The organism is Devosia albogilva, assembly GCF_042685625.1.
Taxonomy (GTDB): domain Bacteria; phylum Pseudomonadota; class Alphaproteobacteria; order Rhizobiales; family Devosiaceae; genus Devosia; species Devosia albogilva.
In genome coordinates this window covers 1-22,113 of the sequence record NZ_JBHUNP010000003.1, presented here as the reverse complement: position 1 = coordinate 22,113, position 22,113 = coordinate 1, and the positions used below count along the sequence as shown (strand labels likewise).

Here is a 22,113-nt window from a genome sequence, read left to right as displayed (position 1 = left end):
ATTTCGGTTCGCGCATCGTGCCCACTGAAGACGGCAACCTCTACATCACCGTGGGTGAGCGTTCGGACGAGCCGATCCGCGATCAGGCTCAGGAACTGGCCAGCGGGCTGGGTAAGGTGTTCCGCATCGATCCGGAAGGCGAGGCGCTGCCGGACAACCCGTTCATCGACAATGATGATGCCCTGCCGGAGATCTGGAGCCTCGGTCACCGCAACGTCCAGTCGGCGACGCTCGATGGCGAGGGGCGGCTGTGGACGGTGGAGCACGGTGCCAAGGGTGGGGACGAGCTCAACCGGCCGCAACCGGGGCTCAACTATGGCTGGCCGGACGTGGCCTATGGCGTCAACTATGATGGCTCCACGATCGGCGAAGGGATCACCGCCAACGCCGAAACCGAGCAGCCACTCTACTATTGGGATCCGGTGATCGCACCCTCCGGCATGGCCTACTACGACGCCGACCTGATCCCCGAGTGGCAGGGTGCGTTCATCGTTGGTGGACTGGTGTCCCAGGGGCTGGTGGTGCTCCACATGGACGGCGACCGGGTGGCGTTCGAAGAGCGGGTGCCGCTCGAGGCGCGCGTGCGCGACGTGCGGGTCGGACCGGACGGCGCGGTCTATGCGGTGACCGAGAATCCGCGGGCAGGGTCCTCCACCATCGTGCGGGTTGCCCCCGAACAGTGAGTGTTCCGGCCACCCCCTCCCGGCGGAGGGGGTGGCTGATCCGGATCAGGCGGCGGCGGCGGGCTTGCGGCCGGTGATGAAGGCGCCGAAACGAGTCTGGATGAAGGGCATGACGAAGAACACCATGGTGAGCACCATCAGCGGCACCAGCAACAGGGTGCGCTGCCACATCTGCCAGCCGGTGGTGAGCGGGAACAAGGCGTAGATGTAGAGGGTGATGACCGGGTAGACGCCGAAGAACATCAACAGGGCAAGGCGCAGGCGGGAGGCGATGGAAGGCATCATTTGTCTCCTAAACGATACGTGCCGTTTCATAACGGAACGTAGCGTAACGATCAAGACTTTTTTCGCCCGCATGGCTGCGCTATCTATGCTGCATGGCTGACCCAGCAGACGATGATCGCCGCCGTTCGATCGGTGCCCGGCGCAATCCCGATACACAGGAGGCGATCCTGCAGGCGGGCGAGGCGATCCTGCTCGAAGAGGGTCCGGCGGCGTTTTCCATCGAGGCGGTGGCGCGGCGCGCCCGCGCCGGCAAGCCCACAATCTACCGGTGGTGGCCAAGCCGCGGCACTTTGCTGCTCGATATCTACCATCGCCAGAAGCCGCAGGCGCTGCACGGTCCGACGGATGACCTCGAAGGAGAGATCGCCGGCTGATCGAGTGGCTCAGCGGCTATTGGCAGGGCAGCGCCGGTCAGGTGTTCCGGCAGGTGATCGCGGAGGCGCAGCGCGACCCGGCCTGTGCCGAACGGCTGCAGAGCTATGCAACGGAGCGGCGGGCGCATATCGGCGAGATGATCGAGCGGGCGATGGCACGCGGCGAGGTCGCGGATACGGTCGACCCGCTATTGGGCGCCGAGATGGTGCAGTCGCTGATCTGGCACCGATTGCTGACCGACCGGCTGGCGCTCGAGCCGGGGGAGGCACAGAAGATCGCCGCGCAACTGGTGCGAGGCCTCAAGCCGTAAGCGCGGCGCCCGGCCGGCGCGTTCCTCAGAACGCGCCGTGGCAGTGCTTGAACTTCTTGCCTGAGCCGCAGGGGCAGGGCGCGTTGCGGGAGACGCCGACCAGGAGCTTGGGGTCGATCGGCTTCAGGGGACCGGTGGGGATCGAGGCGTCGTCGCCCACCGCGTCGTTCTCGCCCGTGGTCGGATCGATATGGGTCTGCTGCAGGCCGGACAGGTCTGGTGCCGGCTGCGGCTCGGGGCGGATCTGCAGTTCCACATGGCTGAGCTGCTGGGTGACGCGCTCGCGCAGCGTGCCGAGCAGGTTCTGGAACAGCTCGAAGGCCTCCTGCTTGTACTCGTTGAGCGGGTCGCGCTGGGCGATGCCGCGCCAGCCCACGACCTTGGAGAGGTGGTCGAGGGTAGCGAGGTGCTCGCGCCAGAGGCCGTCGATCGACTGCAGCACGATGGATTTTTCCACCTGGCGCATGATGTCGGCCGAGTACTTCTCGCGCTTCTCGGCGGCCTTTGCGTCGGCAGCCTCCACCAGGCGTTGGGTGACGATCTCGGCGTCGATGCCTTCCTCGGCAGCCCATTCGGCCGCGGGAATATCGAGGTTGAGCAGGGATTTCGCCTCGGTCGCCATGAGCTCGACGTCCCACTGCTCGGGATAGGAGCGGGGCGGAATGGAGCGAGAAACGATCGCATCGACGACACCGTGGCGCATCTCGGTGACGGTCTCGCCGACATCCTCGGCGTCCATCAGTTCGAGACGCTGCTCGAAGATGACCTTGCGCTGGTCATTCATCACGTCGTCGTATTTCAGGATGTTCTTGCGGATGTCGAAGTTGCGGGCTTCGACCTTGCCCTGGGCGCGCTCGATGGCCTTGGTGACCCAGGGATGGGTGATGCTTTCGCCCTGCTGCAGTCCGAGCTTGCTCAGCATGGAATCCATGCTGTCGACCGGGAAAATGCGCATCAGGTCGTCCTGGAGCGACAGGAAGAAGGCCGAATGGCCCGGATCGCCCTGACGGCCGGAGCGGCCGCGCAACTGGTTGTCGATGCGGCGGGATTCGTGGCGCTCGGTGCCAATCACCATCAGGCCACCGGCCGCAAGGGCCTTCTCCTTGGCCTCAGCAATGGTGCGCTTGATCTCGGCGATCTTGGCTTCGCGTGCCTCGCCTTCCAGGCCCTCGGTCTCGCGCTCGATGCGCATCTCGAGGTTGCCGCCGAGCTGGATGTCGGTACCGCGGCCGGCCATGTTGGTGGCGATGGTAATGGCGCCCGGCAGGCCGGCATCGGCGACGATATAGGCTTCCTGCTCGTGATGGCGGGCGTTCAGCACGTTCATCTGGCCGACATTCTTCTTGCGCAGAAGCTCGGCGAGCATTTCGGACTTTTCGATCGAGGTGGTGCCGACCAGCACCGGCTGGCCGCGCTCCTGACAGTGCTTGATCAGATCGGCGATAGCGTCGAACTTCTCTTCCGCGGTGCGGAAGATGGCGTCCTCGTCGTCCTTGCGCTGGATGGGCAGGTTGGTCGGGATGGTGACCACTTCGAGCCCGTAAATGTCGCCGAATTCCTCCGCTTCGGTCGCCGCCGTACCGGTCATGCCGGCGAGCTTCTTGTAGAGGCGGAAGTAGTTCTGGAAGGTGATCGAGGCGAGAGTCTGGTTCTCGGCCTGGATCTTGACGTGCTCCTTAGCCTCGAGCGCCTGGTGCAGGCCTTCGGAATAACGGCGGCCGGGCATCATGCGGCCACTGAACTCGTCGATGATCACCACTTCGTCGTTGCGGACGATGTAGTCCTTGTCCTTGCGGAACAGCTTGTGGGCGCGCAGGGCCGAGTTGAGGTGGTGGACCAGCGCCACGTTTTCGACGTCATAGAGCGAGGCGCTCTTGAGCAGGCCTTCGGTGGCGAGGCGTTCCTCGAGCTTTTCGATGCCCTGGTCGGTGAAGGTTGCGGCGCGGTGCTTCTCGTCGACCTCGAAGTCGCCCTCCTCGATGATCGACATCAGGCCGTCGATGCGGACATAAAGTTCGGAGCGGTCCTCCGACGGGCCGGAGATGATCAGCGGCGTGCGCGCCTCATCGATCAGGATCGAGTCCACTTCGTCGACGATGGCATAGGCATGGCCGCGCTGCACCATCTGCGCGCGGCTGTATTTCATGTTGTCGCGCAGATAGTCGAAGCCGAACTCGTTGTTGGTGCCGTAGGTGATGTCGGCTTCGTAGGCGGCCTTGCGCTCGGCATCGGTCAGGCCGTGCACGATGATGCCGGTGCTCATGCCGAGGAAGGAGTAGATGCGGCCCATCCAGGCGGCGTCGCGGCGGGCAAGATAGTCGTTGACGGTGACGACGTGGACGCCCTTGCCTTCGAGCGCATTCAGATAGACGGCAAGCGTTGCCACCAGCGTCTTGCCTTCACCGGTGCGCATTTCGGCGATGGCGCGCTCGTTGAGCACCATGCCGCCGATCAGCTGCACGTCGAAGTGGCGCATGCCGAGCACGCGCTTGGACGCTTCACGGACGGTGGCGAAAGCGGGCACGATCAGATCGTTGATCGACCGGCCGGCGGCGAGTTGCTCGCGGAACTCGGCGGTCTTGGCGCGGAGTTCGTCGTCGCTCAGCTGCTCGAACTGCGGCTCGAGGGCGTTGATCTGTGCCACCTTCGGCTGGAACCGCTTGACCTGCCGGTCCGAAGGCGTTCCGAACAAACGCCGGGCGAGCGCAGCTAGAGCCATAAGGTCGATCCCTTTCATGTCTCGCGTGTGGCGGGTGAGGAGGCGGGCATCGCACCCGTCGCTGCCGGTCGCCGGCGCGAGAATAAGCCTTTCAAGGCTTGGAAAAATGCATGGTTCCACCGGGCGGCGGAAAGCTGAACCGATGTAAGAGTGCCCCCTTGTCTTGTCAACGGCAGCCAAATGCGCGAATGCTCAACGGCCCTGCGCAGCCGGGCTTTCCAGCCCGACGACGTCGCTCAAAAAACGCGGCGCGGCATAATTCGGCCCCGCTCTCGTGATCAAGGCGGGCGATCCGTTCGGAACAGTCCGTTCCACAGCAACACCACCAGCCGGCGCCGCTGTGCGCCGTTCAAGGAGTTCCCCCAAGATGATCAAGTCCAAGCTGCGTCTCGCCCAGGCCGCGAGCGTTCTGGCGCTGGTGCTTTCGGCGACGGCGCTCGTGCCGGCCACGGCGCAGGATGCCGCTGCTCCCGCTGAAGCTCCTGCCGAGGCCGCAGCGCCGGCCGTGACCCCGGAAACCGTGGTGGCCACCGTGGGCGGCAGCCAGATCACCGAGGCCGATCTCAGCTTCGCCGCTGAGGACCTGACGCAGGAACTCAGCCAAATGCCGCCGGAAGAGCGCCGCGCCTTCCTGCTCCGCGTGCTGATCGACATGAAGGTGATGGCCGATGCCGGCCGGGACGCTGGGATGGCCGACACGCTGCTGTTCCAGCAACGGCTGGCCTACCTGGAAGACCGGGCCCTGCGCCGCGCCTATTTCGCGGAAACCATCGCCAATGCGATCACCGAAGAAGCGGTGCGGGCGGAGTACGACGCCTATGTCGCCGACTTCCAGCCGCAGCCGGAAATCCGCGCCAGCCACATCCTGGTCGAGACCGAGGAAGAAGCTCAGGCGGTCAAGGCCGAGATCGAGGGCGGTGCCGATTTCGCCACGCTGGCGCGTGAGCGGTCGATCGATCCGGGCGCGGCCAATGGCGGCGATCTCGGCTTCTTTGGCCGTGGCATGATGGTGGCCCCGTTCGAGGAGGCTGCCTTTGCGCTGACCGATGCCGGGCAGGTGTCCGATCCGGTGCAGTCCCAGTTCGGCTGGCATGTGATCCGGCTTGAAGAAACCCGCGAGTCGACCGCGCCTGCCTTCGAGCAGGTGGCCGGCCAGCTGCAGCAGCGGCTGTTGATGCGCACCTTCGACGAAACCATCGCCAACCTGATGGCCGGCGTCCAGGTCGACATCCCCGATCCGGCCCTGGCTGCCGCCGTTCAGGCGCAGACCGAAGGTGCCGAGGTCGACGCGGAAGCGGCGGAAGAAGCCGCGCAGTAAGCCGGCTCAGCAGGTGACGCGGATCTCGGCGTAGCTGCTGAGTTCCGCGGTGCCGGCGGACAGCACCGCCAGCATGCAGGCGCTGCCCAGCAGCGGGAAATTGCCGCCGGCAGCCACTACGGAGCCGTCGAGCAGGGTCAGGTAGCCCGGCTCGACGCTCGCTACCTCCACCACCGCCGGTGAATTGCACACCGGCCAGGTGTCTCCGGCCGAGACCAGAAAACGGGTCGCTGTGGGCAGGCAGTCGCCTGCATCGGCTGTTGCGGTTGTCGCAGGCGCTAATGCCGCGGGGGCCGCGGTGGCCGCCGATGTGCGCCAGTTTTCTTCCAGTACGGCGAGGCGGTTTTCGAGGTCGGCCAAGGCGGCTGTGTCAGTCGAAGTGCCCGCAGAACCGGGTGTGCCCTGGCGCAACAGATCCAGCGTCAGCCGCACCTGGGCCAGATCGGTCGATAGGCGCACGATCTCGCGGCGGGTATCGGCATAGGTGAAGGCTGCAGCGGCAATGGCGGCGACGCCCACCAGTCCCACTGTGAAGGCTAGGATATTGCTCCAGCCAATAGGCTTGCGCGGGGGCGCGGTTGAACCGCCGACGCCGCCTTGGCTTCGGCCGCTACCGTCACTTCTGGGGCCGCAGGGCCGCTTTCCGATCCGTTCATGCCGGCCTCCGGTTGCTCCTGCTTATGGCAGAGAGTGCGGCCGAACTACGACCGCTGCAACCGTGGATGGGGAATAGGCGCGGGCTTGCCGGAGATCACCGGTGTGATGTTTTCGTCCTTCCCGCCGCCGAAAAGATTGCCGAAGCCGCTGAAGAACCCGCTCACCGCCTCGCCGCGCTCCTTGATCGCGGCCGCTTCCGCAGCGGCGCGCTCCTGGTTGGCGAGCACCGACGCAAACTGGGCCTCGTCGGCTTGCTGCTTGGCCACCAGTGTCGGGTTGCTGGCAGAAGGCGGGCAGGGACCCAGCGGGTTGAGCGGCGCGCCGGCGACCGCATTGAAGATGTACTGGCGCTCGCAGACGTCCCAGGTCGGCGGCGCCTTGGTCAGTTCGAACAGGTCATGGCCTTCCTTGATGTCCTTCCAGAAGTCGAGGTGGTCGTTCGATGCATGGCGCGCCAGATTCGCCGCGGTCATGCGGAAGGGGAAGATCTGGAGCTGGAAGCTCGGATTGCCGCCCTTGAAGGTTTCGCGGGCGAGGGCGTAGATCTCGGCGATGCCCTGGTCGGTCATGGCGTAGCAGCCGCGCGAGGAGCAGTCGCCATGCACCATGAGGTCGGTGCCGGTGCGGCCGTGGGCACGGTCGAACTTGTTGGGAAAGCCGGTGTTGAAGGCGAGATAATAGCTCGAGCGCGGATTCATCAGCCCGGGCGTGATGGTGTAGAAGCCCTCGGGGCTTTGACGGTCGCCTTCCTTGAACTTGGGCCCAGGTCGCCCGAATAGGCGCAGATCTCATAGTCGCGGAACTTGCGGAACTCGCCCGACGCGGTGCGCTTCCACACTTCCAGGGTTTTTTCTTCCTTGAAGATGCGGATGACCATGGCTTCGCCGGGCGAGGAGCCCATGGCCTTGAGGGCGTTCACCGTGCCCGAGGAGAGTGGCTGGTTGTGCCGGTTGTTGTCGCTCTTGGGCAGGAAGCCGCCACACGCGGCGAGCCCGAAGGCCACCCACAGCAGGATCAGCACGGAGAGGAACTTGCGCAGAAACACGGTCGACGAACCCGATGGAGGACGGCGGCCCCTGCCGGAGCCGGGTTCGCGCAGCATGTACAGTGCTGGTGAACGAAGCCTTTACCACGAGCACTTTGCCGCCGGAAGCGGGACGCTATACACGCGGATGTGAGGGGAAGCTCTCCTGCCCTCCGATAGACCTCATGGTGACAGGTTCAGGATGAGCAACCATTAGCTATGGGGTCCAGGGTTGGCCTCGTTGCAGAACGGTGTTGGCAAAGATGACGAGTTTTCGAGCGCAGGCGACAAGGGCGAGCTTGTGGGGTTTGCCAGCGGCAGTAAGGCGGGCATAGAGCGCCATGAGTTGGCGGTTCCATCGATAGGCGGCAGGCAGGGCCGCGGCGTAGAGGGCCTGCCGGGGGCGGGCACGGCCGCCGGCGATGTGGCGCCGCCCGTGATGCTTGCCGCTGTCGTGGTCGAACGGTGCCAACCCGATCAGGGCAGCGGCCTGTTCACGGCTGATGCTGCCCAGTTCCGGCATGGCGATCAGCAAGGCCAAGGCGGTCGGTATGCCGATGCCGGGGACGGAGAGCAGCAGATCGAGCCGCCGCCCGAGAGCCTTGTCGGCCCGCACCGCCCGTTCCAGCCGGCGCCGTTCGTCGCGCAGGCGGGCCTTGAGTGCGGCAATGTCAGCGGCAACCAGGCTGGCAAGACGGGTATCGTGCAGATGCTCGAGCCGGGTCTTGAGCCGGGCGATGTCCTGGACCAGCTGGTCGATGAAGACCAGATGCTCGTGCAAGCCGGCCAGTGTCGGATCGGCAGCCGCCCTGTCCATCCCGAACAGGACGGTGAAGGCAGCAATCACCCGGGCATCCAGCCGGTCGTTCTTGGCGCGCTGCAACCGCATGCGGGCAAACAGGCGTACCTGCAGCGGCTGGTGCAGGATCACCTTGAACCCGGCCTCCCGCAAAGCCGCGACCACGCCACGTTCGTAGCCGCCGCTGGCTTCGATGCCGACCCGATCGACACCGGCCTTGAGCAACCACTCCGCCGCCGCTTGCCATCCGGCCGCGTCATTGTTCACCCGCAGCCATCCCTCGCCGGGCGTCACCGCCAGATCAAGAGCTGCCTTGCCGGTATCGATCCCGGCCACAAATGTGCTAGAATGGCTCATCTTCCTCGTCCCGTCCTTGCAATGCGAACCCTGGGTTCAATCAACCATGCGGGCCCGATGAAGACTGACGGCAACGATCCCGCTCATCCTCAGACAAAGGTGCACACCACCAGTCTGGGTCTACCTCGATCCGATGCCGCCGCCGCGGCCTGGTGTCGAACAGGCCGCGGCACCCCCACATTCGCACATCCCGCTAATACAAGGTCTACTGTGGCTGCGCGGGTCGCGGGAGTTCAGTAGGTCAGCTTGGTCAGCACCATGGAAAGGTCGCCCGAACCGGTGCCGACGATAGCGCGGTAGGGGATGAAGTAGCCGGTGGTGCCGAGCGGCGCGAACCAGACCAGCATGCGCTGGCTGTCGGCGAGATAGTTGGTGATTTCGCTTTCGCTGTAGTGGCCCGAGATCGGGTCGTAGTCGATGCTGCAGAGCACAACCGGCCCCTGATAGCCTGTGCGCGGGGAGGTGGCGGTGTCCTCGCCCGCATAGGCCATGCGGATGGTGAAGCGCTCGACGCCGGTGAAGATCTCGGCGCGCCGGTTGCAAAGGTCGGCGTCGAGGGCGCGGCCGCGCAGCACGAAGGCGGAGAGGAAGTCGCCGACGCCGGTCAGATGGCGGCGCTCCAGCGGTATGCGGTCCCAGCTGTCGAGCACCGGCGGGTTCACCTTGAAGGCGGTCACGGCGCGATTGGCAAAATCCACATCGACCGTGAAGTGCTCGCCGTTGGCGCGGGTCTCGAGATAGAAACTGTCGGACACCAGACCCGAACCGGCAAGAGCACCGGCGGCCTGAGCGCTCGCCGTGCCGCTCGCGACGATGGCGCCGAAGCCGGCAACGCGGGCGGAGAGGTCAAGGCTGTAGCGGTTGCCCGTATCCGACAGGTCGATATCCATCTGCGCGATGTTGACGCCGCTGATGGTGACCACATAGCTGGCGCTGGCCTCGACCTGAGCGGCCGCGGGCGTCGCCGCCAGAAGCGGCAGGGCGAGAAGGCAGGTAAGGACGGAGCGGATCACTGGCGCGGGCTTTTCGGGCGAATCGGCAATGCCATGACCTTGCCTTGTGCTGGCGCAGCGTGACAAGGCGCTCGCGGGCGTTTGAGGGGCTCCAAGCTTGACGCAGCGGCCCAAAGTCTCTAGAGACCCCGCAGATTTCACCACAATCGAGGCCCGTCGCGGACTTCCCGCCACGTAGGACCTTTACACAAACAGGATATCTGCAATGGCTCGTCGCTGTGAACTGACCGGCAAGGGCGTGATGGTTGGCAACAACGTTTCGCACGCGCTCAACCGCACCCGCCGCCGCTTTCTCCCCAACCTGCTCAACGTGACCCTGCTGTCCGAAGCGCTGAACCGTCCGGTCAAGCTGCGCGTGTCGGCTGCGGCGCTGCGCACCGTCGAGCACCGCGGTGGTCTCGATGCTTTCCTGCTGAAGCAGGACGATGCCGACCTGTCGCCGCTGGCGCTGGGCATCAAGAAGGAAATCCGCGCCGCACTGGCTGCCTGATTTCCCCAGCTTGAGCTGAACGAATTGGCCGCGCGGGTGGTAACCCACCTCGCGGCCTTTGTTTTGAGCCGGACGGCTCAAGGCGAACCGGCCGCACCGGTCTGATGCCGGAGCGCGGCGACATAGAGGTGCATTCTGATGCTTGCTCGTTTTGGGGCGGCCGTTGCCGCCATGGTCGCGGTGGTCGCCGCGTCCAACATTCTCGTCCAGTACCCGTTCGCGGTCCAACTCGGGCCGATCAACCTCGGTGATATCCTCACCTGGGGCGCCTGGACCTATCCGGTGGCTTTCCTCGTTACCGATCTCACCAACCGGGTGTTCGGGCCGGCCAAGGCGCGTCTGGCAGTGGTCGCCGGCTTTGCCGTGGCGGTGATCCTGTCAGTATGGCTCTCGACGCCGCGCATCGCCATCGCCTCGGGTACGGCGTTCCTTGTGGCGCAACTGCTCGACGTCTCCATCTTCCACCGCCTGCGGAATGCCGCGTGGTGGCAGGCGCCGATGTTCTCGTCGCTGGTGAGCTCTGCCCTCGATACGCTGATCTTCTTCAGCCTCGCCATGGCGCCGGTGTTTGCCGGGATCGACGCGCTGTTCGGCATGGAAGACTCTTCCCTGCCGTTCCCGACGCCGCTGCTCGGGTTGGCTTCGAAGTGCCGCTGTGGGTGTCGCTGGGCCTGGGCGACTTCCTCGTCAAGCTGCTGCTCGCGGTGTTGCTGCTGGCGCCCTACAAGAGCCTGCGCGGCTGGCTCGCGGCGCGGGCGGTCGCGGTTTAGCCGATGGCGCATGTGTGTGTGGAGACAACCCGTCACCCTAGCCCTCTCCCAAAGGGGCGAGGGGACGCAGGCACCGATGACGCGGAATTCGTTCGCGCGCACGCAAGTACCACATCGTCCCCTCGCCCCTTTGGGAGAGGGCTAGGGTGACGGGTTGTCTCCACACACCATGCGCCATCGGCTAAACCGCGACCGCCCGCGCCGCGAGCCAGCCGCGCAGGCTCTTGTAGGGCGCCAGCAGCAACACCGCGAGCAGCAGCTTGACGAGGAAGTCGCCCAGGCCCAGCGACACCCACAGCGGCACTTCGAAGCCAACCCCGAGCAGCGGCGTCGGGAACGGCAGGGAAGAGTCTTCCATGCCGAACAGCGCGTCGATCCCGGCAAACACCGGCGCCATGGCGAGGCTGAAGAAGATCAGCGTATCGAGGGCAGAGCTCACCAGCGACGAGAACATCGGCGCCTGCCACCACGCGGCATTCCGCAGGCGGTGGAAGATGGAGACGTCGAGCAGTTGCGCCACAAGGAACGCCGTACCCGAGGCGATGGCGATGCGCGGCGTCGAGAGCCATACTGACAGGATCACCGCCACGGCAAAGCCGGCGACCACTGCCAGACGCGCCTTGGCCGGCCCGAACACCCGGTTGGTGAGATCGGTAACGAGGAAAGCCACCGGATAGGTCCAGGCGCCCCAGGTGAGGATATCACCGAGGTTGATCGGCCCGAGTTGGACCGCGAACGGGTACTGGACGAGAATGTTGGACGCGGCGACCACCGCGACCATGGCGGCAACGGCCGCCCCAAAACGAGCAAGCATCAGAATGCACCTCTATGTCGCCGCGCTCCGGCATCAGACCGGTGCGGCCGGTTCGCCTTGAGCCGTCCGGCTCAAAACAAAGGCCGCGAGGTGGGTTACCACCCGCGCGGCCAATTCGTTCAGCTCAAGCTGGGGAAATCAGGCAGCCAGTGCGGCGCGGATTTCCTTCTTGATGCCCAGCGCCAGCGGCGACAGGTCGGCATCGTCCTGCTTCAGCAGGAAAGCATCGAGACCACCGCGGTGCTCGACGGTGCGCAGCGCCGCAGCCGACACGCGCAGCTTGACCGGACGGTTCAGCGCTTCGGACAGCAGGGTCACGTTGAGCAGGTTGGGGAGAAAGCGGCGGCGGGTGCGGTTGAGCGCGTGCGAAACGTTGTTGCCAACCATCACGCCCTTGCCGGTCAGTTCACAGCGACGAGCCATTGCAGATATCCTGTTTGTGTAAAGGTCCTACGTGGCGGGAAGTCCGCGACGGGCCTCGATTGTGGTGAAATCTGCGGGGTCTCTAGAGACTTTGGGCCGCTGCGTCAAGCTTGGAGCCCCTCAAACGCCCGCGAGCGCCTTGTCACGCTGCGCCAGCACAAGGCAAGGTCATGGCATTGCCGATTCGCCCGAAAAGCCCGCGCCAGTGATCCGCTCCGTCCTTACCTGCCTTCTCGCCCTGCCGCTTCTGGCGGCGACGCCCGCGGCCGCTCAGGTCGAGGCCAGCGCCAGCTATGTGGTCACCATCAGCGGCGTCAACATCGCGCAGATGGATATCGACCTGTCGGATACGGGCAACCGCTACAGCCTTGACCTCTCCGCCCGCGTTGCCGGCTTCGGCGCCATCGTCGCGAGCGGCACGGCGAGCGCTCAGGCCGCCGGTGCTCTTGCCGGTTCGGGTCTGGTGTCCGACAGTTTCTATCTCGAGACCCGCGCCAACGGCGAGCACTTCACGGTCGATGTGGATTTTGCCAATCGCGCCGTGACCGCCTTCAAGGTGAACCCGCCGGTGCTCGACAGCTGGGACCGCATACCGCTGGAGCGCCGCCATCTGACCGGCGTCGGCGACTTCCTCTCCGCCTTCGTGCTGCGCGGCCGCGCCCTCGACGCCGACCTTTGCAACCGGCGCGCCGAGATCTTCACCGGCGTCGAGCGCTTCACCATCCGCATGGCCTATGCGGGCGAGGACACCGCCACCTCCCCGCGCACAGGCTATCAGGGGCCGGTTGTGCTCTGCAGCATCGACTACGACCCGATCTCGGGCCACTACAGCGAAAGCGAAATCACCAACTATCTCGCCGACAGCCAGCGCATGCTGGTCTGGTTCGCGCCGCTCGGCACCACCGGCTACTTCATCCCCTACCGCGCTATCGTCGGCACCGGTTCGGGCGACCTTTCCATGGTGCTGACCAAGCTGACCTACTGAACTCCCGCGACCCGCGCAGCCACAGTAGACCTTGTATTAGCGGGATGTGCGAATGTGGGGGTGCCGCGGCCTGTTCGACACCAGGCCGCGGCGGCGGCATCGGATCGAGGTAGACCCAGACTGGTGGTGTGCACCTTTGTCTGAGGATGAGCGGGATCGTTGCCGTCAGTCTTCATCGGGCCCGCATGGTTGATTGAACCCAGGGTTCGCATTGCAAGGACGGGACGAGGAAGATGAGCCATTCTAGCACATTTGTGGCCGGGATCGATACCGGCAAGGCAGCTCTTGATCTGGCGGTGACGCCCGGCGAGGGATGGCTGCGGGTGAACAATGACGCGGCCGGATGGCAAGCGGCGGCGGAGTGGTTGCTCAAGGCCGGTGTCGATCGGGTCGGCATCGAAGCCAGCGGCGGCTACGAACGTGGCGTGGTCGCGGCTTTGCGGGAGGCCGGGTTCAAGGTGATCCTGCACCAGCCGCTGCAGGTACGCCTGTTTGCCCGCATGCGGTTGCAGCGCGCCAAGAACGACCGGCTGGATGCCCGGGTGATTGCTGCCTTCACCGTCCTGTTCGGGATGGACAGGGCGGCTGCCGATCCGACACTGGCCGGCTTGCACGAGCATCTGGTCTTCATCGACCAGCTGGTCCAGGACATCGCCCGGCTCAAGACCCGGCTCGAGCATCTGCACGATACCCGTCTTGCCAGCCTGGTTGCCGCTGACATTGCCGCACTCAAGGCCCGCCTGCGCGACGAACGGCGCCGGCTGGAACGGGCGGTGCGGGCCGACAAGGCTCTCGGGCGGCGGCTCGATCTGCTGCTCTCCGTCCCCGGCATCGGCATACCGACCGCCTTGGCCTTGCTGATCGCCATGCCGGAACTGGGCAGCATCAGCCGTGAACAGGCCGCTGCCCTGATCGGGTTGGCACCGTTCGACCACGACAGCGGCAAGCATCACGGGCGGCGCCACATCGCCGGCGGCCGTGCCCGCCCCCGGCAGGCCCTCTACGCCGCGGCCCTGCCTGCCGCCTATCGATGGAACCGCCAACTCATGGCGCTCTATGCCCGCCTTACTGCCGCTGGCAAACCCCACAAGCTCGCCCTTGTCGCCTGCGCTCGAAAACTCGTCATCTTTGCCAACACCGTTCTGCAACGAGGCCAACCCTGGACCCCATAGCTAATGGTTGCTCATCCTGAACCTGTCACCATGAGGTCTATCGGAGGGCAGGAGAGCTTCCCCTCACATCCGCGTGTATAGCGTCCCGCTTCCGGCGGCAAAGTGCTCGTGGTAAAGGCTTCGTTCACCAGCACTGTACATGCTGCGCGAACCCGGCTCCGGCAGGGGCCGCCGTCCTCCATCGGGTTCGTCGACCGTGTTTCTGCGCAAGTTCCTCTCCGTGCTGATCCTGCTGTGGGTGGCCTTCGGGCTCGCCGCGTGTGGCGGCTTCCTGCCCAAGAGCGACAACAACCGGCACAACCAGCCACTCTCCTCGGGCACGGTGAACGCCCTCAAGGCCATGGGCTCCTCGCCCGGCGAAGCCATGGTCATCCGCATCTTCAAGGAAGAAAAAACCCTGGAAGTGTGGAAGCGCACCGCGTCGGGCGAGTTCCGCAAGTTCCGCGACTATGAGATCTGCGCCTATTCGGGCGACCTGGGCCCCAAGTTCAAGGAAGGCGACCGTCAAAGCCCCGAGGGCTTCTACACCATCACGCCCGGGCTGATGAATCCGCGCTCGAGCTATTATCTCGCCTTCAACACCGGCTTTCCCAACAAGTTCGACCGTGCCCACGGCCGCACCGGCACCGACCTCATGGTGCATGGCGACTGCTCCTCGCGCGGCTGCTACGCCATGACCGACCAGGGCATCGCCGAGATCTACGCCCTCGCCCGCGAAACCTTCAAGGGCGGCAATCCGAGCTTCCAGCTCCAGATCTTCCCCTTCCGCATGACCGCGGCGAATCTGGCGCGCCATGCATCGAACGACCACCTCGACTTCTGGAAGGACATCAAGGAAGGCCATGACCTGTTCGAACTGACCAAGGCGCCGCCGACCTGGGACGTCTGCGAGCGCCAGTACATCTTCAATGCGGTCGCCGGCGCGCCGCTCAACCCGCTGGGTCCCTGCCCGCCTTCTGCCAGCAACCCGACACTGGTGGCCAAGCAGCAAGCCGACGAGGCCCAGTTTGCGTCGGTGCTCGCCAACCAGGAGCGCGCCGCTGCGGAAGCGGCCGCGATCAAGGAGCGCGGCGAGGCGGTGAGCGGGTTCTTCAGCGGCTTCGGCAATCTTTTCGGCGGCGGGAAGGACGAAAACATCACACCGGTGATCTCCGGCAAGCCCGCGCCTATTCCCCATCCACGGTTGCAGCGGTCGTAGTTCGGCCGCACTCTCTGCCATAAGCAGGAGCAACCGGAGGCCGGCATGAACGGATCGGAAAGCGGCCCTGCGGCCCCAGAAGTGACGGTAGCGGCCGAAGCCAAGGCGGCGTCGGCGGTTCAACCGCGCCCCCCGCGCAAGCCTATTGGCTGGAGCAATATCCTAGCCTTCACAGTGGGACTGGTGGGCGTCGCCGCCATTGCCGCTGCAGCCTTCACCTATGCCGATACCCGCCGCGAGATCGTGCGCCTATCGACCGATCTGGCCCAGGTGCGGCTGACGCTGGATCTGTTGCGCCAGGGCACACCCGGTTCTGCGGGCACTTCGACTGACACAGCCGCCTTGGCCGACCTCGAAAACCGCCTCGCCGTACTGGAAGAAAACTGGCGCACATCGGCGGCCACCGCGGCCCCCGCGGCATTAGCGCCTGCGACAACCGCAACAGCCGATGCAGGCGACTGCCTGCCCACAGCGACCCGTTTTCTGGTCTCGGCCGGAGACACCTGGCCGGTGTGCAATTCACCGGCGGTGGTGGAGGTAGCGAGCGTCGAGCCGGGCTACCTGACCCTGCTCGACGGCTCCGTAGTGGCTGCCGGCGGCAATTTCCCGCTGCTGGGCAGCGCCTGCATGCTGGCGGTGCTGTCCGCCGGCACCGCGGAACTCAGCAGCTACGCCGAGATCCGCGTCACCTGCTGAGCCGGCTTACTGCGCGGCTTCTTCCGCCGCTTCCGCGTCGACCTCGGCACCTTCGGTCTGCGCCTGAACGGCGGCAGCCAGGGCCGGATCGGGGATGTCGACCTGGACGCCGGCCATCAGGTTGGCGATGGTTTCGTCGAAGGTGCGCATCAACAGCCGCTGCTGCAGCTGGCCGGCCACCTGCTCGAAGGCAGGCGCGGTCGACTCGCGGGTTTCTTCAAGCCGGATCACATGCCAGCCGAACTGGGACTGCACCGGATCGGACACCTGCCCGGCATCGGTCAGCGCAAAGGCAGCCTCCTCGAACGGGGCCACCATCATGCCACGGCCAAAGAAGCCGAGATCGCCGCCATTGGCCGCGCCCGGATCGATCGACCGCTCACGCGCCAGCGTGGCGAAATCGGCACCGCCCTCGATCTCGGCCTTGACCGCCTGAGCTTCTTCCTCGGTCTCGACCAGGATGTGGCTGGCGCGGATTTCCGGCTGCGGCTGGAAGTCGGCGACATAGGCGTCGTACTCCGCCCGCACCGCTTCTTCGGTGATCGCATTGGCGATGGTTTCCGCGAAATAGGCGCGGCGCAGGGCCCGGTCTTCCAGGTAGGCCAGCCGTTGCTGGAACAGCAGCGTGTCGGCCATCCCAGCGTCCCGGCCGGCATCGGCCATCACCTTCATGTCGATCAGCACGCGGAGCAGGAAGGCGCGGCGCTCTTCCGGCGGCATTTGGCTGAGTTCCTGCGTCAGGTCCTCAGCGGCGAAGCTGAGATCGGCCTCGGTGATCTGGCTGCCGCCCACGGTGGCCACCACGGTTTCCGGGGTCACGGCCGGCGCTGCGGCCTCGGCAGGAGCTTCAGCGGGAGCAGCGGCATCCTGCGCCGTGGCCGGCACGAGCGCCGTCGCCGAAAGCACCAGCGCCAGAACGCTCGCGGCCTGGGCGAGACGCAGCTTGGACTTGATCATCTTGGGGGAACTCCTTGAACGGCGCACAGCGGCGCCGGCTGGTGGTGTTGCTGTGGAACGGACTGTTCCGAACGGATCGCCCGCCTTGATCACGAGAGCGGGGCCGAATTATGCCGCGCCGCGTTTTTTGAGCGACGTCGTCGGGCTGGAAAGCCCGGCTGCGCAGGGCCGTTGAGCATTCGCGCATTTGGCTGCCGTTGACAAGACAAGGGGGCACTCTTACATCGGTTCAGCTTTCCGCCGCCCGGTGGAACCATGCATTTTTCCAAGCCTTGAAAGGCTTATTCTCGCGCCGGCGACCGGCAGCGACGGGTGCGATGCCCGCCTCCTCACCCGCCACACGCGAGACATGAAAGGGATCGACCTTATGGCTCTAGCTGCGCTCGCCCGGCGTTTGTTCGGAACGCCTTCGGACCGGCAGGTCAAGCGGTTCCAGCCGAAGGTGGCACAGATCAACGCCCTCGAGCCGCAGTTCGAGCAGCTGAGCGACGACGAACTCCGCGCCAAGACCGCCGAGTTCCGCGAGCAACTCGCCGCCGGCCGGTCGATCAACGATCTGATCGTGCCCGCTTTCGCCACCGTCCGTGAAGCGTCCAAGCGCGTGCTCGGCATGCGCCACTTCGACGTGCAGCTGATCGGCGGCATGGTGCTCAACGAGCGCGCCATCGCCGAAATGCGCACCGGTGAAGGCAAGACGCTGGTGGCAACGCTTGCCGTCTATCTGAATGCGCTCGAAGGCAAGGGCGTCCACGTCGTCACCGTCAACGACTATCTTGCCCGCCGCGACGCCGCCTGGATGGGCCGCATCTACTCCTTCCTCGGCATGAGCACCGGCATCATCGTGCACGGCCTGACCGATGCCGAGCGCAAGGCCGCCTACGAAGCCGACATCACCTACGGCACCAACAACGAGTTCGGCTTCGACTATCTGCGCGACAACATGAAATACAGCCGCGCGCAGATGGTGCAGCGCGGCCATGCCTATGCCATCGTCGACGAAGTGGACTCGATCCTGATCGATGAGGCGCGCACGCCGCTGATCATCTCCGGCCCGTCGGAGGACCGCTCCGAACTTTATGTCCGCATCGACGGCCTGATGTCGATCATCGAGGAGGGCGACTTCGAGGTCGACGAGAAGCACCGCGCCGCAACCTTCACCGACCAGGGCATCGAAAAGCTCGAGGAACGCCTCGCCACCGAAGGCCTGCTCAAGAGCGCCTCGCTCTATGACGTCGAAAACGTGGCGCTGGTCCACCACCTCAACTCGGCCCTGCGCGCCCACAAGCTGTTCCGCAAGGACAAGGACTACATCGTCCGCAACGACGAAGTGGTGATCATCGACGAGTTCAGTGGCCGCATGATGCCCGGCCGCCGTTATTCCGAAGGCCTGCACCAGGCGCTCGAGGCTAAGGAGCACGTCAAGATCCAGGCCGAGAACCAGACTCTCGCCTCGATCACCTTCCAGAACTACTTCCGCCTCTACAAGAAGCTCGCCGGCATGACCGGTACGGCGGCGACCGAAGCGGAGGAATTCGGCGACATTTACGGGCTCGAAGTGGTCACCATCCCGACCAACCTGCCCATCCAGCGCAAGGACGACGAGGACGCCATCTTCCGCACCGCGGAAGAGAAGTTCGACGCTATCGCCGATCTGATCAAGCACTGTCAGGAGCGCGGCCAGCCGGTGCTGGTCGGCACCACCTCGATCGAAAAGTCCGAAATGCTCGCCGAGCTTCTGCGCAAGAAGAATGTCGGCCAGATGAACGTGCTGAACGCCCGCCATCACGAGCAGGAAGCCTATATCGTCGCCGATGCCGGCCTGCCGGGCGCCATTACCATCGCCACCAACATGGCCGGCCGCGGTACCGACATCCAGCTCGGCGGCAACCTCGAGATGCGCATCGAGCGCGAGACCGAGGGCCTGGAAGGCGAGGCACGCGAAGCCAAGATCGCCGAGATCAAGCGCACCATTGCTGAGGCCAAGGAGAAGGCCCTTGCGGCCGGTGGCCTGATGGTGATTGGCACCGAGCGCCACGAATCCCGCCGCATCGACAACCAGTTGCGCGGCCGCTCCGGCCGTCAGGGCGATCCGGGCCATTCGGCCTTCTTCCTGTCGCTCCAGGACGACCTGATGCGCATTTTCCCGGTCGACAGCATGGATTCCATGCTGAGCAAGCTCGGACTGCAGCAGGGCGAAAGCATCACCCATCCCTGGGTCACCAAGGCCATCGAGCGCGCCCAGGGCAAGGTCGAAGCCCGCAACTTCGACATCCGCAAGAACATCCTGAAATACGACGACGTGATGAATGACCAGCGCAAGGTCATCTTCGAGCAGCGTCTCGAACTGATGGACGCCGAGGATGTCGGCGAGACCGTCACCGAGATGCGCCACGGTGTCGTCGATGCGATCGTTTCTCGCTCCATTCCGCCCCGCTCCTATCCCGAGCAGTGGGACGTCGAGCTCATGGCGACCGAGGCGAAATCCCTGCTCAACCTCGATATTCCCGCGGCCGAATGGGCTGCCGAGGAAGGCATCGACGCCGAGATCGTCACCCAACGCCTGGTGGAGGCTGCCGACGCAAAGGCCGCCGAGAAGCGCGAGAAGTACTCGGCCGACATCATGCGCCAGGTGGAAAAATCCATCGTGCTGCAGTCGATCGACGGCCTCTGGCGCGAGCACCTCGCTACCCTCGACCACCTCTCCAAGGTCGTGGGCTGGCGCGGCATCGCCCAGCGCGACCCGCTCAACGAGTACAAGCAGGAGGCCTTCGAGCTGTTCCAGAACCTGCTCGGCACGCTGCGCGAGCGCGTCACCCAGCAGCTCAGCCATGTGGAACTGCAGATCCGCCCCGAGCCGCAGCCGGCACCAGACCTGTCCGGCCTGCAGCAGACCCATATCGATCCGACCACGGGCGAGAACGACGCGGTGGGCGACGACGCCTCGATCCCCACCGGTCCCCTGAAGCCGATCGACCCCAAGCTCCTGGTCGGCGTCTCCCGCAACGCGCCCTGCCCCTGCGGCTCAGGCAAGAAGTTCAAGCACTGCCACGGCGCGTTCTGAGGAACGCGCCGGCCGGGCGCCGCGCTTACGGCTTGAGGCCTCGCACCAGTTGCGCGGCGATCTTCTGTGCCTCCCCCGGCTCGAGCGCCAGCCGGTCGGTCAGCAATCGGTGCCAGATCAGCGACTGCACCATCTCGGCGCCCAATAGCGGGTCGACCGTATCCGCGACCTCGCCGCGTGCCATCGCCCGCTCGATCATCTCGCCGATATGCGCCCGCCGCTCCGTTGCATAGCTCTGCAGCCGTTCGGCACAGGCCGGGTCGCGCTGCGCCTCCGCGATCACCTGCCGGAACACCTGACCGGCGCTGCCCTGCCAATAGCCGCTGAGCCACTCGATCAGCCCGGCGATCTCTCCTTCGAGGTCATCCGTCGGACCGTGCAGCGCCTGCGGCTTCTGGCGATGGTAGATATCGAGCAGCAAAGTGCCGCGGCTTGGCCACCACCGGTAGATTGTGGGCTTGCCGGCGCGGGCGCGCCGCGCCACCGCCTCGATGGAAAACGCCGCCGGACCCTCTTCGAGCAGGATCGCCTCGCCCGCCTGCAGGATCGCCTCCTGTGTATCGGGATTGCGCCGGGCACCGATCGAACGGCGGCGATCATCGTCTGCTGGGTCAGCCATGCAGCATAGATAGCGCAGCCATGCGGGCGAAAAAAGTCTTGATCGTTACGCTACGTTCCGTTATGAAACGGCACGTATCGTTTAGGAGACAAATGATGCCTTCCATCGCCTCCCGCCTGCGCCTTGCCCTGTTGATGTTCTTCGGCGTCTACCCGGTCATCACCCTCTACATCTACGCCTTGTTCCCGCTCACCACCGGCTGGCAGATGTGGCAGCGCACCCTGTTGCTGGTGCCGCTGATGGTGCTCACCATGGTGTTCTTCGTCATGCCCTTCATCCAGACTCGTTTCGGCGCCTTCATCACCGGCCGCAAGCCCGCCGCCGCCGCCTGATCCGGATCAGCCACCCCCTCCGCCGGGAGGGGGTGGCCGGAACACTCACTGTTCGGGGGCAACCCGCACGATGGTGGAGGACCCTGCCCGCGGATTCTCGGTCACCGCATAGACCGCGCCGTCCGGTCCGACCCGCACGTCGCGCACGCGCGCCTCGAGCGGCACCCGCTCTTCGAACGCCACCCGGTCGCCGTCCATGTGGAGCACCACCAGCCCCTGGGACACCAGTCCACCAACGATGAACGCACCCTGCCACTCGGGGATCAGGTCGGCGTCGTAGTAGGCCATGCCGGAGGGTGCGATCACCGGATCCCAATAGTAGAGTGGCTGCTCGGTTTCGGCGTTGGCGGTGATCCCTTCGCCGATCGTGGAGCCATCATAGTTGACGCCATAGGCCACGTCCGGCCAGCCATAGTTGAGCCCCGGTTGCGGCCGGTTGAGCTCGTCCCCACCCTTGGCACCGTGCTCCACCGTCCACAGCCGCCCCTCGCCATCGAGCGTCGCCGACTGGACGTTGCGGTGACCGAGGCTCCAGATCTCCGGCAGGGCATCATCATTGTCGATGAACGGGTTGTCCGGCAGCGCCTCGCCTTCCGGATCGATGCGGAACACCTTACCCAGCCCGCTGGCCAGTTCCTGAGCCTGATCGCGGATCGGCTCGTCCGAACGCTCACCCACGGTGATGTAGAGGTTGCCGTCTTCAGTGGGCACGATGCGCGAACCGAAATGCAACTCGCCGTCATAGGTGGGCTCCTGACGGAAGATCACCTCCACGTCTTCGAGGCTGCCGCCGCCATTCTCGTCGAGAACCAGCGTCGCCGCTGCCACCGCCGTGCCATTGCCGTCCTCGCGCGGCTCGGCATAGGAGACATAGATGCGCCCCGTGCTCTCGAAATCGGGCGCCAGGGCCACATCGAGCAATCCGCCCTGGCCGACAAGGTCGACTTCCGGCAGCCCGCTGATCGGCTCGCTGGCTTCGCCCTCCGGGTAACGATGTGCAGCACCGCCGGACTTTGCCGTCACCCGCATGCGCCCGTCGGGCAGGAACTCCATTGC

Annotated in this window: 24 protein-coding genes; 12 read left to right on the top strand and 12 right to left on the bottom strand. The window is 65.4% G+C overall.

Going from position 1 to position 22,113, the window contains the following annotated elements; genetic code table 11:
- Window positions 1-683 (top strand): PQQ-dependent sugar dehydrogenase (locus tag ACFSX5_RS19390; RefSeq protein WP_386835744.1); only part of this gene is annotated, 683 nt, incomplete at its 5' end.
- A 45-nt stretch (window positions 684-728) separates the two neighbouring features.
- On the opposite strand, the gene ACFSX5_RS19385 is transcribed toward ACFSX5_RS19390, so the two are convergent.
- Window positions 729-968, bottom strand: a complete 240-nt coding sequence (locus ACFSX5_RS19385) for a hypothetical protein (RefSeq protein ID WP_386832566.1) — start codon at window positions 966-968, stop codon at window positions 729-731.
- 92 nt (window positions 969-1,060) lie between these two features.
- Between ACFSX5_RS19385 and ACFSX5_RS19380 the strand changes: the two genes are divergently transcribed.
- Complete coding sequence (locus tag ACFSX5_RS19380; RefSeq protein WP_386835742.1) at window positions 1,061-1,342, top strand: TetR/AcrR family transcriptional regulator; 282 nt, start codon at window positions 1,061-1,063, stop codon at window positions 1,340-1,342.
- Between the two features lie 41 nt (window positions 1,343-1,383).
- Window positions 1,384-1,653 (top strand): TetR-like C-terminal domain-containing protein, encoded by a 270-nt coding sequence (locus ACFSX5_RS19375; protein WP_386835740.1) that lies wholly within the window; start codon window positions 1,384-1,386, stop codon window positions 1,651-1,653.
- A gap of 25 nt (window positions 1,654-1,678) precedes the next feature.
- Here the strand turns inward: ACFSX5_RS19375 and secA (ACFSX5_RS19370) are convergent, their stop codons facing one another.
- Window positions 1,679-4,390 carry a preprotein translocase subunit SecA gene (gene secA, locus ACFSX5_RS19370; protein ID WP_386832564.1) on the bottom strand — a complete coding sequence of 904 codons (2,712 nt, stop codon included), beginning with the start codon at window positions 4,388-4,390 and terminating at the stop codon, window positions 1,679-1,681.
- A gap of 349 nt (window positions 4,391-4,739) precedes the next feature.
- Between secA (ACFSX5_RS19370) and ACFSX5_RS19365 the strand changes: the two genes are divergently transcribed.
- On the top strand, window positions 4,740-5,690 hold the full coding sequence (locus ACFSX5_RS19365; protein ID WP_386832563.1) for a peptidylprolyl isomerase: 951 nt from the start codon (window positions 4,740-4,742) through the stop codon (window positions 5,688-5,690).
- A gap of 6 nt (window positions 5,691-5,696) precedes the next feature.
- Here the strand turns inward: ACFSX5_RS19365 and ACFSX5_RS19360 are convergent, their stop codons facing one another.
- From ACFSX5_RS19360 to ACFSX5_RS19340, 5 genes are all read right to left on the bottom strand, one after another.
- Window positions 5,697-6,209 (bottom strand): hypothetical protein, encoded by a 513-nt coding sequence (locus ACFSX5_RS19360; RefSeq protein WP_386835738.1) that lies wholly within the window; start codon window positions 6,207-6,209, stop codon window positions 5,697-5,699.
- Window positions 6,210-6,391: 182 nt separating this feature from the next.
- Window positions 6,392-7,045 carry a hypothetical protein gene (locus ACFSX5_RS19355; protein WP_386835736.1) on the bottom strand — a complete coding sequence of 218 codons (654 nt, stop codon included), beginning with the start codon at window positions 7,043-7,045 and terminating at the stop codon, window positions 6,392-6,394.
- Window positions 7,045-7,449 (bottom strand): hypothetical protein, encoded by a 405-nt coding sequence (locus tag ACFSX5_RS19350; protein WP_386835734.1) that lies wholly within the window; start codon window positions 7,447-7,449, stop codon window positions 7,045-7,047. Before ACFSX5_RS19350 ends, ACFSX5_RS19355 begins: the two co-directional genes overlap by 1 nt.
- 139 nt (window positions 7,450-7,588) lie before the next feature.
- Window positions 7,589-8,527 (bottom strand): IS110 family transposase, encoded by a 939-nt coding sequence (locus ACFSX5_RS19345; protein WP_386831039.1) that lies wholly within the window; start codon window positions 8,525-8,527, stop codon window positions 7,589-7,591.
- A 233-nt stretch (window positions 8,528-8,760) separates the two neighbouring features.
- Window positions 8,761-9,540, bottom strand: a complete 780-nt coding sequence (locus tag ACFSX5_RS19340; RefSeq protein WP_386832560.1) for a DUF3108 domain-containing protein — start codon at window positions 9,538-9,540, stop codon at window positions 8,761-8,763.
- Between the two features lie 205 nt (window positions 9,541-9,745).
- Here ACFSX5_RS19340 and rpmB (ACFSX5_RS19335) point away from each other — a divergent pair, with 205 nt between their 5' ends.
- Both rpmB (ACFSX5_RS19335) and ACFSX5_RS19330 read left to right on the top strand, forming a co-directional pair.
- A complete protein-coding gene (gene rpmB / locus ACFSX5_RS19335; RefSeq protein WP_386832559.1) occupies window positions 9,746-10,030 on the top strand; it encodes a 50S ribosomal protein L28 in 285 nt (94 codons plus the stop codon).
- A 138-nt stretch (window positions 10,031-10,168) separates the two neighbouring features.
- Window positions 10,169-10,945, top strand: coding sequence for a VUT family protein (locus ACFSX5_RS19330; RefSeq protein ID WP_386835732.1), 777 nt, complete (start codon window positions 10,169-10,171; stop codon window positions 10,943-10,945).
- 36 nt (window positions 10,946-10,981) lie between these two features.
- Here the strand turns inward: ACFSX5_RS19330 and ACFSX5_RS19325 are convergent, their stop codons facing one another.
- Complete coding sequence (locus tag ACFSX5_RS19325; RefSeq protein WP_386832558.1) at window positions 10,982-11,614, bottom strand: queuosine precursor transporter; 633 nt, start codon at window positions 11,612-11,614, stop codon at window positions 10,982-10,984.
- A gap of 138 nt (window positions 11,615-11,752) precedes the next feature.
- Window positions 11,753-12,037 carry a 50S ribosomal protein L28 gene (rpmB, locus tag ACFSX5_RS19320; RefSeq protein WP_386832559.1) on the bottom strand — a complete coding sequence of 95 codons (285 nt, stop codon included), beginning with the start codon at window positions 12,035-12,037 and terminating at the stop codon, window positions 11,753-11,755.
- Window positions 12,038-12,242: 205 nt separating this feature from the next.
- Between rpmB (ACFSX5_RS19320) and ACFSX5_RS19315 the strand changes: the two genes are divergently transcribed.
- The 4 genes from ACFSX5_RS19315 (at window position 12,243) to ACFSX5_RS19300 (ending at window position 16,088) form a co-directional block, all read left to right on the top strand.
- Window positions 12,243-13,022 (top strand): DUF3108 domain-containing protein, encoded by a 780-nt coding sequence (locus ACFSX5_RS19315; RefSeq protein WP_386832560.1) that lies wholly within the window; start codon window positions 12,243-12,245, stop codon window positions 13,020-13,022.
- A gap of 233 nt (window positions 13,023-13,255) precedes the next feature.
- On the top strand, window positions 13,256-14,194 hold the full coding sequence (locus ACFSX5_RS19310) for an IS110 family transposase (RefSeq protein ID WP_386831039.1): 939 nt from the start codon (window positions 13,256-13,258) through the stop codon (window positions 14,192-14,194).
- Between the two features lie 139 nt (window positions 14,195-14,333).
- On the top strand, window positions 14,334-15,392 hold the full coding sequence (locus tag ACFSX5_RS19305; RefSeq protein ID WP_386832561.1) for a L,D-transpeptidase family protein: 1,059 nt from the start codon (window positions 14,334-14,336) through the stop codon (window positions 15,390-15,392).
- Between the two features lie 45 nt (window positions 15,393-15,437).
- Window positions 15,438-16,088, top strand: coding sequence for a hypothetical protein (locus tag ACFSX5_RS19300; protein ID WP_386832562.1), 651 nt, complete (start codon window positions 15,438-15,440; stop codon window positions 16,086-16,088).
- Window positions 16,089-16,094: 6 nt separating this feature from the next.
- On the opposite strand, the gene ACFSX5_RS19295 is transcribed toward ACFSX5_RS19300, so the two are convergent.
- Complete coding sequence (locus tag ACFSX5_RS19295) at window positions 16,095-17,045, bottom strand: peptidylprolyl isomerase (protein ID WP_386832563.1); 951 nt, start codon at window positions 17,043-17,045, stop codon at window positions 16,095-16,097.
- Window positions 17,046-17,394: 349 nt separating this feature from the next.
- Between ACFSX5_RS19295 and secA (ACFSX5_RS19290) the strand changes: the two genes are divergently transcribed.
- Window positions 17,395-20,106 carry a preprotein translocase subunit SecA gene (secA, locus tag ACFSX5_RS19290; protein WP_386832564.1) on the top strand — a complete coding sequence of 904 codons (2,712 nt, stop codon included), beginning with the start codon at window positions 17,395-17,397 and terminating at the stop codon, window positions 20,104-20,106.
- Between the two features lie 25 nt (window positions 20,107-20,131).
- Here the strand turns inward: secA (ACFSX5_RS19290) and ACFSX5_RS19285 are convergent, their stop codons facing one another.
- The gene (locus tag ACFSX5_RS19285) at window positions 20,132-20,725 is read right to left on the bottom strand and encodes a TetR/AcrR family transcriptional regulator (RefSeq protein ID WP_386832565.1); all 594 of its coding nucleotides are present in this window, start codon (window positions 20,723-20,725) and stop codon (window positions 20,132-20,134) included.
- Window positions 20,726-20,817: 92 nt separating this feature from the next.
- Here ACFSX5_RS19285 and ACFSX5_RS19280 point away from each other — a divergent pair, with 92 nt between their 5' ends.
- A complete protein-coding gene (locus ACFSX5_RS19280) occupies window positions 20,818-21,057 on the top strand; it encodes a hypothetical protein (protein ID WP_386832566.1) in 240 nt (79 codons plus the stop codon).
- Between the two features lie 45 nt (window positions 21,058-21,102).
- On the opposite strand, the gene ACFSX5_RS19275 is transcribed toward ACFSX5_RS19280, so the two are convergent.
- The coding region (locus ACFSX5_RS19275; protein ID WP_386835730.1) for a PQQ-dependent sugar dehydrogenase at window positions 21,103-22,113 on the bottom strand (1,011 nt) is incomplete at its 5' end.

Bases quoted from the DNA above. Each gene is read 5' to 3' on its own strand.
- ACFSX5_RS19350 (WP_386835734.1), bottom strand. From the start codon at position 7,449: ATGCTGCGCGAACCCGGCTCCGGCAGGGGCCGCCGTCCTCCATCGGGT.
- ACFSX5_RS19305 (WP_386832561.1), top strand. From the start codon at position 14,334: ATGCTGCGCGAACCCGGCTCCGGCAGGGGCCGCCGTCCTCCATCGGGT.
- secA (WP_386832564.1), top strand. From the start codon at position 17,395: ATGAAAGGGATCGACCTTATGGCTCTAGCTGCGCTCGCCCGGCGTTTG.
- ACFSX5_RS19345 (WP_386831039.1), bottom strand. From the start codon at position 8,527: ATGAGCCATTCTAGCACATTTGTGGCCGGGATCGATACCGGCAAGGCA.
- ACFSX5_RS19280 (WP_386832566.1), top strand. From the start codon at position 20,818: ATGATGCCTTCCATCGCCTCCCGCCTGCGCCTTGCCCTGTTGATGTTC.
- ACFSX5_RS19325 (WP_386832558.1), bottom strand. From the start codon at position 11,614: ATGCTTGCTCGTTTTGGGGCGGCCGTTGCCGCCATGGTCGCGGTGGTC.
- ACFSX5_RS19380 (WP_386835742.1), top strand. From the start codon at position 1,061: ATGGCTGACCCAGCAGACGATGATCGCCGCCGTTCGATCGGTGCCCGG.
- ACFSX5_RS19330 (WP_386835732.1), top strand. From the start codon at position 10,169: ATGCTTGCTCGTTTTGGGGCGGCCGTTGCCGCCATGGTCGCGGTGGTC.
- ACFSX5_RS19310 (WP_386831039.1), top strand. From the start codon at position 13,256: ATGAGCCATTCTAGCACATTTGTGGCCGGGATCGATACCGGCAAGGCA.
- secA (WP_386832564.1), bottom strand. From the start codon at position 4,390: ATGAAAGGGATCGACCTTATGGCTCTAGCTGCGCTCGCCCGGCGTTTG.
- ACFSX5_RS19295 (WP_386832563.1), bottom strand. From the start codon at position 17,045: ATGATCAAGTCCAAGCTGCGTCTCGCCCAGGCCGCGAGCGTTCTGGCG.
- rpmB (WP_386832559.1), bottom strand. From the start codon at position 12,037: ATGGCTCGTCGCTGTGAACTGACCGGCAAGGGCGTGATGGTTGGCAAC.
- ACFSX5_RS19365 (WP_386832563.1), top strand. From the start codon at position 4,740: ATGATCAAGTCCAAGCTGCGTCTCGCCCAGGCCGCGAGCGTTCTGGCG.
- ACFSX5_RS19385 (WP_386832566.1), bottom strand. From the start codon at position 968: ATGATGCCTTCCATCGCCTCCCGCCTGCGCCTTGCCCTGTTGATGTTC.
- rpmB (WP_386832559.1), top strand. From the start codon at position 9,746: ATGGCTCGTCGCTGTGAACTGACCGGCAAGGGCGTGATGGTTGGCAAC.
- ACFSX5_RS19285 (WP_386832565.1), bottom strand. From the start codon at position 20,725: ATGGCTGACCCAGCAGACGATGATCGCCGCCGTTCGATCGGTGCCCGG.
- ACFSX5_RS19355 (WP_386835736.1), bottom strand. From the start codon at position 7,045: ATGAATCCGCGCTCGAGCTATTATCTCGCCTTCAACACCGGCTTTCCC.
- ACFSX5_RS19300 (WP_386832562.1), top strand. From the start codon at position 15,438: ATGAACGGATCGGAAAGCGGCCCTGCGGCCCCAGAAGTGACGGTAGCG.